At 63.3% G+C, this 11901-nt stretch carries 10 protein-coding genes and 3 pseudogenes; 8 read left to right on the top strand and 5 right to left on the bottom strand.

Going from position 1 to position 11901, the window contains the following annotated elements; genetic code table 11:
* Positions 1–155 precede the first annotated feature (155 nt).
* Positions 156–944, top strand: a complete 789-nt coding sequence (gene murI, locus IVB22_RS06205; RefSeq protein WP_247516417.1) for a glutamate racemase — start codon at positions 156–158, stop codon at positions 942–944.
* Positions 945–1014: 70 nt separating this feature from the next.
* Complete coding sequence (locus IVB22_RS06200; RefSeq protein WP_247516416.1) at positions 1015–1482, top strand: hypothetical protein; 468 nt, start codon at positions 1015–1017, stop codon at positions 1480–1482.
* Positions 1483–1683: 201 nt separating this feature from the next.
* Here the strand turns inward: IVB22_RS06200 and IVB22_RS06195 are convergent, their stop codons facing one another.
* A complete protein-coding gene (locus IVB22_RS06195) occupies positions 1684–2151 on the bottom strand; it encodes a heme-binding protein (RefSeq protein ID WP_247516415.1) in 468 nt (155 codons plus the stop codon).
* Between the two features lie 408 nt (positions 2152–2559).
* Here IVB22_RS06195 and IVB22_RS06190 point away from each other — a divergent pair.
* A pseudogene (locus tag IVB22_RS06190) lies at positions 2560–2646 on the top strand (glutamate racemase); the annotation flags it as partial.
* Positions 2647–3152: 506 nt separating this feature from the next.
* Positions 3153–4169: a transporter gene (locus IVB22_RS06185; RefSeq protein ID WP_247516414.1), complete on the top strand. Its 1017-nt coding sequence runs from the start codon at positions 3153–3155 to the stop codon at positions 4167–4169.
* Between the two features lie 296 nt (positions 4170–4465).
* Here IVB22_RS06185 and IVB22_RS06180 read toward each other — a convergent pair whose 3' ends face one another.
* The 3 genes and pseudogenes from IVB22_RS06180 to bla form a co-directional block, all read right to left on the bottom strand.
* Complete coding sequence (locus IVB22_RS06180; RefSeq protein ID WP_247516413.1) at positions 4466–4879, bottom strand: DUF6130 family protein; 414 nt, start codon at positions 4877–4879, stop codon at positions 4466–4468.
* Positions 4880–5040: 161 nt separating this feature from the next.
* Positions 5041–5197: pseudogene (locus IVB22_RS06175) on the bottom strand (cyclic nucleotide-binding protein); the annotation flags it as partial.
* Between the two features lie 271 nt (positions 5198–5468).
* On the bottom strand, positions 5469–6326 hold the full coding sequence (gene bla / locus IVB22_RS06170) for a class A beta-lactamase (RefSeq protein ID WP_247516412.1): 858 nt from the start codon (positions 6324–6326) through the stop codon (positions 5469–5471).
* 152 nt (positions 6327–6478) lie between these two features.
* Between bla and IVB22_RS06165 the strand changes: the two are divergent.
* The 4 genes and pseudogenes from IVB22_RS06165 to IVB22_RS06150 all read left to right on the top strand — a co-directional run bounded on the left by IVB22_RS06165 (position 6479) and on the right by IVB22_RS06150 (position 10324).
* Positions 6479–7257, top strand: a pseudogene (locus IVB22_RS06165) (HpcH/HpaI aldolase/citrate lyase family protein).
* Positions 7258–7463: 206 nt separating this feature from the next.
* On the top strand, positions 7464–8243 hold the full coding sequence (locus tag IVB22_RS06160; RefSeq protein WP_247516411.1) for an acyltransferase: 780 nt from the start codon (positions 7464–7466) through the stop codon (positions 8241–8243).
* A gap of 215 nt (positions 8244–8458) precedes the next feature.
* Positions 8459–9076: a 30S ribosomal protein S4 gene (rpsD, locus tag IVB22_RS06155; protein WP_247516410.1), complete on the top strand. Its 618-nt coding sequence runs from the start codon at positions 8459–8461 to the stop codon at positions 9074–9076.
* A gap of 180 nt (positions 9077–9256) precedes the next feature.
* The gene (locus IVB22_RS06150; protein ID WP_247516409.1) at positions 9257–10324 is read left to right on the top strand and encodes a low specificity L-threonine aldolase; all 1068 of its coding nucleotides are present in this window, start codon (positions 9257–9259) and stop codon (positions 10322–10324) included.
* A gap of 6 nt (positions 10325–10330) precedes the next feature.
* Here the strand turns inward: IVB22_RS06150 and IVB22_RS06145 are convergent, their stop codons facing one another.
* A complete protein-coding gene (locus IVB22_RS06145) occupies positions 10331–11899 on the bottom strand; it encodes a beta-(1-6) glucans synthase (protein ID WP_247516953.1) in 1569 nt (522 codons plus the stop codon).
* Positions 11900–11901 lie beyond the last annotated feature (2 nt).

Here is an 11901-nt window from a genome sequence, read left to right as displayed (position 1 = left end):
AATTGGCCCTGGGCGCCCGCCCCAGCAGTTTTCCGGCCTTGCCAAGCCGATTTAAATCATTCCAAATTGTCGCAACCGCCGTCGAGAAGCTCCGTGATGCCGTCGGCACACTGAAAGCAACCCAACGGTAACCGCAGATCGGCTAAGGTCGCAGCGTGTCAGCCCCGCCCACCATCCTCGTCTTCGACTCCGGCCTTGGCGGTCTCACGGTCTTGCGCGAGATCGTCCGCGCCCGGCCGGACGCGCACTACGTCTATGTCGCCGACGATGCGTTCTTTCCCTATGGCCATCACAGCGAGGAAGAGATCATTGCCCGCGTGGTGCCGCTGGTCGGCGAGTTGATCGCGCGCCACGCCCCGGCTTTGGTGGTGATTGCCTGCAACACCGCTTCCACGCTCGTGATGTCGCATCTGCGCAGCGCCTATAGCGTGCCGTTCGTCGGCACCGTGCCTGCGATCAAGCCGGCCTGCGCCAGTTCGAAGACCAAACGCGTTTCGGTGCTCGGCACCAGGGGCACCGTCAAGCGCGAATACACCAGGCGCCTGATCGATGATTTCGCGCAAGGCTGCGACGTGACGCTGGTGGGATCGGCAGAACTCGCCTCGCTCGCCGAATCCGCCCTCAGCGGCAACGACGTGAGCGATGCGGATATCGCAGCCGAGCTTGCCCCCTGCTTTGTCGGAAATGGCGAGGATCGCACCGACACCGTCGTGCTGGCCTGCACCCACTATCCGCTGCTGCTCGACCGCCTGACAAGGCTCGCGCCGTGGCCGGTCGACTGGATCGATCCCGCGCCCGCCATCGCCCGGCGTGTGTCCGGCCTGCTCGGATCTCCAGGCCGGGAAAGCGATACGGCCGGCGCCGAGATGATCTTCACCTCCCAGCGGCCGCACACGCTGAGCCGCGCCCTGATGCCGTTTTTCGGTGGGCGCGTCCCGGCGTAGAGTCGCCTTTGGCGCGTATTAATGGAACCGGCTGAAAGTAACTCAGCCGCCGCGAAAAGCGACATCCGGGTTGGATCTCAGGAATGAAAAAGCATCACATGCGTTGGGGGAAATCGTGAGGCTGCGTAATATACTTGTGCTGGGCGGGTGCGCGTTGCTTTTGGCCAACTGTGTAACCGGCCCCGGTGGTATCATGACCATAAGGGATCGGGCGGCCGAAACGGCGCAATCCCTCGTTACGCCCGCCATAATCAAGGAATGCTCAGATAAAGTGGCTGCGGCATTTCCCAATCTGAAACCCACCGGTCATTACAGGTTCTCGCCGATGGCGGCGGTCCATCTTAACGAAATCGACGCCAGGTTGCTTACTGGAGACCAGTTTGCTGTGCTCGCCGCACCTACGACCAATACGGGTTTGCTTGGCCAAGAAGTCAAGGGCATAGCCGGTTGTTCGTACCTTCTTGAAAATGGAAAGCTCGTCTTCCGGAAAGCCCACCCGCCGACGAGTTTCATGCAAGTGACAGTGGTGCGCATCTAAGGCTCGTCGGCGTCGCGCGGATCAAGCGCCGCGACTGCCGCACGCTCCGAGGGCCGGCGTACGAAAATCTTCACTGAAGCCCACATCACGCGTTTCGGACGCGCAACTGTGGCCTGTGCGTGCCGGTCGTTGGTCAAGGCGCGGCACGGCTACAACAGAACCGTGCCGGCGCTTGTACGCTGGAGCGCAGGATGCAATTTCCTATGTCGTCCCGAGGCCGGCCTTGGCGCATTGCTCGTCCTGGTCGCCGGTGACGCCGCTCACGCCCACGCCGCCAGTGACCTTGCCGTCGACCATGATCGGCACTCCGCCGGGAGAGGCGAATACACCGGGAAGTGTGATCGTGGCTGACCCGCCTTTATTGATCGCTTCCATGAAAACGCGGGTCGGGCGCCGATAGGTCGCCGCGGCCCTCGCCTTGCCGACGGCGATGTCCATGCTGGCCGTCTGCGTGTTGTCCATGCGTTCGAAATACACCAGGAATCCGTGATTATCGACCACGGCGACCGCCACATTCCATCCGTTCTTCTGGCATTCGGCGACGACGCCGGCTGCGATCTTCTTCGCGCCCGCAGCATTGACCGCTGTGCCGTAATCGGGGCGCTTGTCCTGAGCAGATGCGCCGACGGTAAGGGCGGCAAGAGCGGCAGCGACCAGTATCGTCCTCATCTTTGTCTCCTCCCCTGGGTTTATTGTGCAAGGGAGTATACCGGGACGAAACGCCGATGTCCGGTCAATGATGTCGCAAAGCCCTCTGGTTTAGGGCCGGCCAAGCGCTCGATGTGAGTGCGCGCCTAGCCCAATTGCCGGCCTGCCATCCGTCCGATTTCCGCGAAGACCGCTTCGAACTGCTTTGGGGTTGGCTTACCGCCTTGCGCCGGGCAGCGAGCGATTTCAGTTCCGGCTCGTTGTGGTCCAGCCGCGAGACCGTATCGCCCGTCGAGCGCCAGAACGCGGTCAGCGCGGCCGGGCTGCCGGACCGCGCCAGCAGCAGGAGGCGCAGGTATTGTCGCTGAGCTCGACGGTGGCCTTGCACATGTCGGATACCGACATCGCGCCTGCGGCAAGGTTCTGCCCGGCGCCGAGATGATCTTTACGTCCAAACGTCCGCACGCGCTGAGCCAGGCACTGATGCCGTTCTTCGGCGGGCGCGTCCCGGCGTAAAGTCGCCTATGGCGTGTCGACTCAATGGGAATGCAGTTCGTGCTGGCAGCCTGAAGGCACTATGTGAAACGCAGGCCGTCACCAAAGCGGACGAGCGTCAAATCGCTCGTCTCGACCGCACAACCCTCACTCACGATGTAACTAAGCGCGTGATGGGTGCGAAAATCCCAAACCAATTGTTGCATTTCCGATTGGCCGATCGATGGAACCGGACCTGCGGACGCCGTAGCAGTTAGTTCCACGGCCATCTCACCGCTCTAGCCCCTGTGGCTCGTTGGTCGCAGTGCTCATCTTTTTTCTGGCAAATGAACCCTGGCTGAATTTGCGTGGTGAGCCCCGCCTGCTCGGGGGTTACGATGTCGCCGAATTTTTAATGGAGAGTCGACACACGTACGGGGCACAATATGACAGCGAGAATTGCACTAGCCGCGGCGAAAAGCGGGCGGCCAATCTCAGCACGTCGACGCAGACTTGGCCTTGCTGCAACCGTCCTGGCTCCCGCGATCATGTTTTTTTCTCATTCTGCGCTGGCCGACGAAAACGGCATCAGCTTCTGGGTCCCTGGCTTCTTTGGAAGCCTCGCGGCCACGCCGCAGCAGCCGGGTTGGTCACTGGCGACGGTCTACTACCATACCTCCGTATCCGCCGGCGCCGACGTCGCGCGTGCGCGTGAATTCTCGCTCGGCAGGGTTCCGGGCAATCTTACAGTCAACGCAAATCTGAATTTGAGTGTCAACGCCACGGGCAATCTTGGCTTTGTGATCCCGACCTATGTATTCGAGACGCCGGTGCTCGGCGGCCAGGCGTCGGTGTCCCTCGTAGCAGCGTATGGCGTCGTCGGCACCAGCCTGGCAGGGACCTTGTCAGGCGTGATCACGGGCCCGTTGGGCAACAGCATCCCCTTCTCGCGGTCCGACAGCATCAGCGACACGACATGGGGCTTTGGGGACCTGGTGCCGCAATTCGCCTTGCGCTGGAACGCCGGCGTCCACAACTACATGACCTACGTCACGGGCGGCATCCCGGTTGGCGCTTACGAGTCAACGCGCCTGTCGAACCTCGGCATCGGACACGGCGCGATCGACGGCGGCGGCGGCTATACCTATTTCAACCCGCAGACCGGCCACGAATTCTCCGGCGTGCTCGGCTTCACCTACAATTTCAAGAACCCCTCGACGCAATATCAAAGCGGCGTCGATATGCACTTCGACTGGGGTGCATCGCAATTCCTGTCGAAACAGGTCATGGTTGGCCTCGTGGGCTATGTCTACAAGGAGCTCGGCTGCGACAGCGGTTCAGGCAACCGTGTCGGCTGCTTCCAGTCGCAGGTGGTTGGCGTCGGTCCCCAGATCGGATTCCTTTTTCCGGTCGGCGACATGCAGGGCTATCTCAATCTAAAGGCTTACGGCGAGTTCGCTGAGGAAAACCGGCCAGCCGGCTGGAATGCCTGGGTGACCTTTGCCATCTCGCCGCCCGCGCCCGGAGCGCCTCCGACAACAAAACCCGTTGTCAGAAAATATTAAGGCCAGGCTGCCGACCTGCGGGTCCTAAAAAGTTTCGCGTGAGGCGCCTTGCTGCCCCGCGGATGGAATCATGAAGCCGCTGCCGAGCAGCCTCATCGCGTCGTCTGCATCCGCACAGCGCCTTGCTCGGCATGTTCGTGCGCAACCGATTGCAGAAAGTGCATCTCCGCACGGACACAAGGGATGTCGATCAGGGACGGGATTGATTGCGACAATCGCCGGGCTGGCTCTCGGCTTACTGGTTGCGTCCGCGCGAATACGACCTATGCAACCAGCCCGTCGCCGAACGGAGGTCCCTATTTCGCCGCCTTTTTTCCGGGGATCACGAATTCGACGACGACGCTTCGATCCAGGGGCTGATGGTTTGCATTGACGGGCGTAATCTCGACTTTATGCGGTCCCTCAGGAAGGCCCGCGATAATGATGGGCCCGCCGCTGGTTTCGGCCCAGATCCACGACGCGCCATCAACCGCCACATGGAGATGCCCTATGCGGGGCGACACATCGATGGCGTTCGGGCCGAACACCGGGACGATCTGCAGATTTTCGGTGCGGTACTGGATGAACACGACTCCGCGGCTCAACGGTTCGGGCAAGGGCGCATCGACCACGATCTTCGGCGCAGGCTGCGGCTCAGCGGTCTGAGCGATGGCGCTGGACGTCCACAGAACGGCTAACGCTACGATCAAGCCGATGAATGCCTTGGTCATGTCTGTTTCTCCTCATCAGGGTTCACCCGCGCCGACGACTTGACCATTTTTGCTGGTCGCAGTTTCATCTCAACCCACATGACGCACGCGAATCTGCGTCATTGACTCGCGTGAAGCATCTGCAGCTCGGCAATACGATTGTCGGCGCGGCGGAGCCGCCGATCTCCTTCCGGCACGACAGTGGCACCGGCGTCGAAGCGGCGCTCGACCAGCATTGAGACCAGGAGCTCCAGGCTTGCGTCTGAGAGGCCCACCGAAAAAAGGCGTGGCGAACAAGAACGCTTTCAGATCGGGCGAGCTGACAAGCCATCGACCCAATATACTCCCGCTCCCAGCGGCGGCAAGCGGGCCAGGCCTGACGGGACGTATCTACGATAATGGTTGCGCGGGGTGTCGGGCCCGGTCGAGCAGGCAGACCGGCCTGATCATTGCGCTGAAGAGGCTGTGGGGCTGGCGGCCTCTTTTTGACTCCATAACATTGCCTTCGGGTGCCCATTAGCTGACGTGCCGACCTGCCCGCCCGACGTCTGCTTTCGGGGTAAGGCCGACATGCGGCCGGCGCGCTATCGCCGGATTCATGAGTGCACGCCTAGCCCAATTGCTGGCCCGCCATTCGCCCGATTTCCGCAAAAACCGTTTCGAATTGCTGTGCCGTCGGCTTACCGCCTTGCGTGTAGGCGCAAATCAGTACCGGCCCGCCCGCGTTTGGCCAAGCCATCGCGATGTCGCCGCAGGCGTCCTTGCCGTTGTTGCCGGTCTTGTCGCCGATCTTCCAGTCTTTGGGCAGGCCCGCGCGCAGCCGCTTGTCACCGGTCTTGCAGCCCACCATCCATTCGGTGAGGTGGTCGCGTGACGCCGGCTTGAGCACGGCGCCGAGCAGGAAGCGGCGCAAATTTCCGGCCATGGCGGCAGGCGTGGTGGTGTCCTGAGGATTGCCGGGCCGCGAGCGATTGAGTTCCGGCTCGTTGTGATCGAGGCGCGAGACCGTATCTCCGCTCGCTCGCCAGAACGCAGTCAGCGCAGCCGGGCCGCCGACCCGCGCCAGCAACAGGTTGGCGCAAGTGTTGTCGCTGAGCTCGACGGTGGCCTTGCACATGTCGGACACCGACATCGCGCCTTCAGGAAGGTTGTGTTTGGCCACCGGCGCATAGTCGAGAATGTCCTGGGACTTGTAGGCGATCTTGTCCTCGAGACGATCTTCGCCACGGTCGACCCGCGCCAGCACGCAGGCGGCGAGCGAGGCTTTGAACGTGCTGCACATCACGAAGCGCTCGTCGGCGCGCCATGCGACCTTCGCGCCGCTCGATAGATTTTCGGCGTACAGGCCGATCCGTCCGCCGGTCTCGCGCTCGTAGGCCGCAAGTGCCGGCGGCGCCTCTTCCGCGAAAGCCGGCGCGAGCACGAAGCTGGATGCCGCAGCCAACAGAGTTCGTCGATCGATCATCATGAACACATCCTTCAAGCCAAGCCTCGCACTGCGTTGCTCGCCTCTTGCGCCGGAATCGTGGCGCGGCGAATGCGATGAGAAAACACTGGCTCGATACGTCATCAATTTATCTTTATGCTGCTGCCGGCCGACACGACCAGGGAGCTCCCGCCTTGACCTCCACAAAACCTGCGCCGCTCAACCGTCTGCGCCAGCTATGGCGGGACGGCCGCCCCACCTTCGGCGCGATCGCGACCATCCCCTCCATTCAGACCGTGCAGATCATGGCCCGTTCCGGGATCGACTGGATCATCGTCGATCTCGAGCACGGGCCGATCGATCTCGGCTCGGCGCACGCGATGATCACCGCAACAGCCGGTACGCCCTGCGTGCCGATGGGCGGATTGCCGCCAACGAGCCGTGGCTGGCGAAAGCGCCGATGGACCTCGGCGCGCTCGGCATCAACTTCCCGATGATCTGCAGCCGCGCTGATGCCGAAAAGGCCGTGCGTAGCATGCGCTACCCGCCGAAAGGCGACCGGCTGTGGGGCCCGTTCCACGCGCCGTTCCGCTGGGGCGTGTCTATGGCGGATTACATGGCGACGGCGGACGACGACATGATCTGCATAATCACCATCGAGCATGTCGAAGCGGTCAACCGCATCGACGAGATCATGGCGACGCCTGGCATCGACCTTGCGGTGATCGGTCCCGGCGACCTCGCGACCTCGATCAACAAGCGCGGCCTGCCCGACGATCCGGAAGTGCTGGAGTTGATGGCGCGCGCCGAGGCAGGCATCCTCAAGAGCGGCGTGCCGATCGGCGGCGTTGCCCGCACCGCCGAACAGGCCAACCGGATGATTGAGCGCGGCTATGTCGCGCTGGCGCTCGGCTTCGACTGGTCGCTGTTCCAGCGCGGCATCGCGGCAAGTTTCGAGGGGATCAAGCGATAGGTGCCGAGACGGCGGCAAGCCCTTCAAAGTCCTTGCGGTTTACGTCGCGTCGGCGGGCGCGCTGTCGGTGCTGACCGTGCTATCCCGGATACGAACCTTCTGGCGTCAAAACGCCTTGTTCGTGCTAGATGAGGTGATGGCAGGTCGCCGAGGCGGCCTGCCAGCTTTTTCTGATTGGTCCATTGCGGAAACCCTGAGCGGAGCGAATGCGCGGAACGGTTCGAAAAATCACACTGCCGCGCCGCCTCGTCACCGACCTCATGTATGCGTCGATGCGCGTGCCCTTTGTTTCGCTCGCGCGTCCGCTTCATATCCGCGCCCTGCAGGAGGTCCGCGCGCAGGCCGCCCAGCGGCCGGGCTGGGCTGCGATCTTCGTCAAGGCATTCGCGCTGGTGGCGAAGGAAGAGCCGATCCTGCGCACCCTCTACATCAAATGGCCGATGCCTGCCTTTTACGAACTGCCCCGCAGCGTCGCGATGGTGGCGATCGCCCGGGTCGAGGACGGCCAGGATTGTGTGCTGCCGCAAAAGGTCACCGCGCCCGATGAAATGCCGCTTGCCGAGGTCGATGCGCTGATCCGGCACGCCAAGACGGCGCCGATCGACGAGGTGCCGGCTTTCCGGAAGATTTTGCGGACCACCCGGCTGCCGCTGCCGCTACGCCGCCTGTTCTGGGCGATCGGGCTGAATTTCGGCCGCCAGCGGGCCAATTATTTCGGCAGTTTTGGGGTGACCTCGGTGGCCGCCTATGGCGCTGGCCAGCTCCATGCCATCAGCCCCGGGCCGTTTGTCCTGAGCTATGGGGTGGAAAAGCCCGACCAGACCATCGACGTCGTGCTGCGCTGGGATCACCGGGTTACCGACGCTGCCCCGATGGCCAAGGCGTTAAACCGGCTGGAACAGGTGCTGAACGGCGAAATTGCCGCCGAATTGCGAGCGAATCGACAGCACAGCGAGCCCAAACCGGTCCGGGCGGTCGCGACGTGACCGGGCCGATTTGGCCGGGAAAATGGGCCGTTTTCGTTGACAGAACGGCGATTTCTCCCTAAGAACCCGCTTGCTCGCGGGCCGGTTTCGGCCCGCGTTGCGTTTCGCGACCCGTGGTCTTCCTCGAGCTTTCGAGGCGGACCTGTCGGCCCCGGCCATGCCGGTGCACAGGAGGGCGCGTTTCCTCAACACTCAAACCTAATGCAGAGGACGCGATGACAAAGCGCAGTGAGGCGAAATACAAGATCGATCGCCGTATGGGCCAGAACATCTGGGGCCGCCCCAAGAGCCCCGTGAACCGCCGGGAATACGGTCCCGGCCAGCACGGCCAGCGCCGCAAGGGCAAGCTGTCCGACTTCGGCGTGCAGCTCCGCGCCAAGCAGAAGCTCAAGGGCTACTACGCCAACATTTCCGAGCGCCAGTTTCACGGCATCTATGTCGAGGCCGGCCGGATGAAGGGCGACACCGGTGAAAACCTGATCGGCCTGCTCGAGCGCCGCCTTGACACCGTGGTCTATCGCGCCAAGTTCGTGGCGACGATGTTCGCCGCCCGCCAGTTCATCAACCACGGCCACATCAAGGTGAACGGCCGCCGCGTCAACATTTCGAGCTACAAGCTCAAGCCTGGCGACCTCGTGGAGATCAAGGAATCCTCCAAGCAGCTCACCCCGGTGCTGGAAGCAAGCCAGCTCGGCGAGCGCGACGTGCCCGACTTCATCGAAGCCGATCACTCCAAGATGACGGCGAAGTTCAGCCGCATCCCCGCGCTGTCCGACGTGCCGTTCGCGGTGCAGATGGAGCCGCATCTGATCGTCGAATTCTATTCGCGCTGATCGAATTTCGGTTCGGAGATATCAAAGGCCCCGGCTTTGCCGGGGCCTTTTTGTTTGGCGCAGACGGTTGTTCCGTCACGCCCGGGCTTGTCCCGGGCATCCACGCCTTTATGGTCAGCGCGGAAAAACGTGGATGGCCGGGACAAGCCCGGCCATGACGCAAAATTGTGAGCCCTTGCCATGCACTACACCCCTGCCCCGCGCGATCCCAAGGCTGACCCCATCCGCATCAACCTGCTGTCGGACACGCAGACGCGCCCCACACAAGCGATGCGCGAGGCGATGGCGCGCGCCGAGGTCGGCGACGAACAGATCGGCGACGACCCGACGGTGAACTTGCTGTGCGAGCGTGTCGCCGACCTGCTCGGCAAGGAAGCCGCCGTGTTCATGCCCTCGGGCACCATGTGCAACGTCGCGGCTACCCTCGCCCATTGCCGGCCGGGCGACGAAATTCTCGCGCATGCCAGCGCGCATATCATTGCGCGCGAAGGCGGCGCGCATGCCGCGCTTGGCGGATTCCAGATCACGCCGTTGCCGGGCGACGACGGGCAATTCGCGCCCGAAACCTTCCGCGCCGCGCTGCATCCGCGCTCGCGCTACCAGCCGCCGCAGACCGTCGTCAGCGTCGAGCAGACCGCCAATATCGGCGGCGGCACGATCTGGAAGAAAGCGGCGCTCGATGAAGTCGTGCAGATCGCCAAGGCCAACGGACTCATCACCCACATGGACGGCGCGCGGCTATTGAACGCCTGCGTCGCGACAAAAATATCGGCGCGCGATATGGCCGCGGGCTGGGATTCGGCCTGGATCGATTTCTCAAAAGGGCTCGGCGCGCCGATCGGCGGCGTCATTGCCGGCTCGCGGGCCTTCATCGACGACGTCTGGCGCTGGAAGCAGCGCCTCGGCGGATCGATGCGGCAGGCCGGCATTGCTGCGGCCGCCTGCGTCTACGCGCTCGACCATCACGTCGACCGCCTCGCCGACGATCATGCCAATGCGCGGGCGCTGGCGCGCGGGTTGTCGCAGATCAACGGCATCGAGGTGCAGCAGCCCGAGACCAATCTGGTGTTCTTCAGGCCGGATGGCGCGGGCGTCGCCGGCGACAAAATGGTCGAGGCTTTGCGCAAGCGCGGCGTTCTGCTCGCCATCATGGACGGCCGCATTCGCGCCTGCACGCATCTGGACGTCGGCTCTGCGATGATCGAGGAGACGGTCGGCATCGTGCGCGAGATCGTGCGCGGGGCGTGAGCGAACTCAGGCAACAGCAGCAGTGCGCGCCCGCCACAGCGCACTGCCGAGCAGGACATACACCGCTCCGGTCCACATCGCCTGCCAGTTCTCGAACCCTTCGTTGAAGACCACATAGACCGCTGCCATGGCAAACAGCCCGGCGAACACGGCTTCCGAGAGCGGCCGCTCGCCGGATTTCGAACCGTTGAGGAATGCCAATGTCCAGAACGGCACCACGGCCATGGTCAGGGCCGCGAACGGGAAATCGCGCCAGCGCGCGTCGAATATCAGGCTGAGTGCAGTCTGCGCGGCAATGAGCGTCGTCACAATCAGCGTGACGCCCAGCATGTTGGTCATGAAGAACGGGGTCAGGCCCTTGCGCGGCCCCAGCACTTCGAGAAACGACGGAAGCGCGCGCCCCGACATCAAGGCATAGGTGGACAGCAGCGGTGCAGCGATGGCCGCGGCCAGCAGCAAGCCCTGGACCAGCCAACCGCCGGCTCCGTAGCTTTCGTGGAGCATCTTGTCGGCGCTCACGCCCAGCAGGATCCCGCCGGCAGTCGCGGATACGGCGACCGCGAGCCACGATGCCAGTGGCGGCTGCGACGGCCGGCGCTTCAGCGTGATCGCGGCTACGGCGAATACACCGACGCAAAGAAACAGCCCGCATGCCATCTGCAGCTTCCAGAACGGATAGTTGCTGATGGCGACCCCAGCCGGATATTTCAGCTTGCGTTCGGTCCCGTCGAACAGGCCCCAATAGCCGCCCACGGTTCCTTCCCAGCGGCGCTTCCACGGCTCGTCATAGGCTTCGAAAAAATTGACGCGAAAATTGTCCTGTCTCGCCCGCTCGAGAATTTGGGAAATGAATCGCGCCTGATTGACGCGGGAAGCCAGCGCGCCGTCGCGCATCCGCCCGTGGCTTGGCCAGCCGGTCTCGCCGATCAAAATCTCCTTGCCGGGAAAGGCTGCCACCACCTGCTTGCGAATGCCGTCCACATGCGCGGCCGCATCTTCGGCGCGCGGCGGAACGTCCTCCCAATAGGGCAGGAAATGGGCGGTGACGAAATCGACATCGGCGCCGACCTCCCGGTAGCGCAGCCAGAATTCCCAGACGTCGGCATAGGTCACCGGCACATCCACGCGCGGCTTGACCGACTGGATCGTTTGGCGAAGGTCGCCCACCGTCATGTCGCCGCGCAGCAGCACTTCGCTGCCGACGATGAGCGCCGCGACCGTGCCGGGATGATCCTTGACCAGCGAGACCGCGATGTCGATGAGTTGCGCGTTCTTCGCGCGATCGCGTCCGATCCAGACGCCGAGCAGAACCTTCAATCCTACCCTGGACGCGAGCTCGGGCACCTTGTCGAGCCCGTTGTCGATCGAATAAGTGCGGATGCATTTGGAGACCTTGGCCAGTTCACCCAAATCCTCCGCGATCTGCGCCGGATGGACGATCAGCGTCGGATCATGCGGCGTCTGATCGCCCCTGAACGGCGCATAGGAAACACACTCCAGCTTGGCCGCGTCATCGATCGGCGCGCGCGTCAGCGCTACCGGCGTGGCCAGCCACCACCACACCGCGGCAACCATGC

It is taken from the genome of Bradyrhizobium sp. 190, from assembly GCF_023073415.1.
In the GTDB taxonomy this organism is placed as follows: domain Bacteria; phylum Pseudomonadota; class Alphaproteobacteria; order Rhizobiales; family Xanthobacteraceae; genus Bradyrhizobium.
The sequence above is the reverse complement of the archived record's forward strand: the minus strand, read 5'-3'. Positions and strand labels throughout refer to the sequence as shown.

What these genes read in the sequence shown, in the direction of transcription:
- IVB22_RS06195 (WP_247516415.1), bottom strand. Translation starts at nt 2,151, where the DNA reads ATGAGGACGATACTGGTCGCTGCCGCTCTTGCCGCCCTTACCGTCGGC.
- IVB22_RS06185 (WP_247516414.1), top strand. Translation starts at nt 3,153, where the DNA reads ATGTTTTTTTCTCATTCTGCGCTGGCCGACGAAAACGGCATCAGCTTC.
- IVB22_RS06180 (WP_247516413.1), bottom strand. Translation starts at nt 4,879, where the DNA reads ATGACCAAGGCATTCATCGGCTTGATCGTAGCGTTAGCCGTTCTGTGG.
- bla (WP_247516412.1), bottom strand. Translation starts at nt 6,326, where the DNA reads ATGATGATCGATCGACGAACTCTGTTGGCTGCGGCATCCAGCTTCGTG.
- IVB22_RS06160 (WP_247516411.1), top strand. Translation starts at nt 7,464, where the DNA reads ATGCGCGGAACGGTTCGAAAAATCACACTGCCGCGCCGCCTCGTCACC.
- rpsD (WP_247516410.1), top strand. Translation starts at nt 8,459, where the DNA reads ATGACAAAGCGCAGTGAGGCGAAATACAAGATCGATCGCCGTATGGGC.
- IVB22_RS06150 (WP_247516409.1), top strand. Translation starts at nt 9,257, where the DNA reads ATGCACTACACCCCTGCCCCGCGCGATCCCAAGGCTGACCCCATCCGC.
- IVB22_RS06145 (WP_247516953.1), bottom strand. Translation starts at nt 11,899, where the DNA reads ATGGTTGCCGCGGTGTGGTGGTGGCTGGCCACGCCGGTAGCGCTGACG.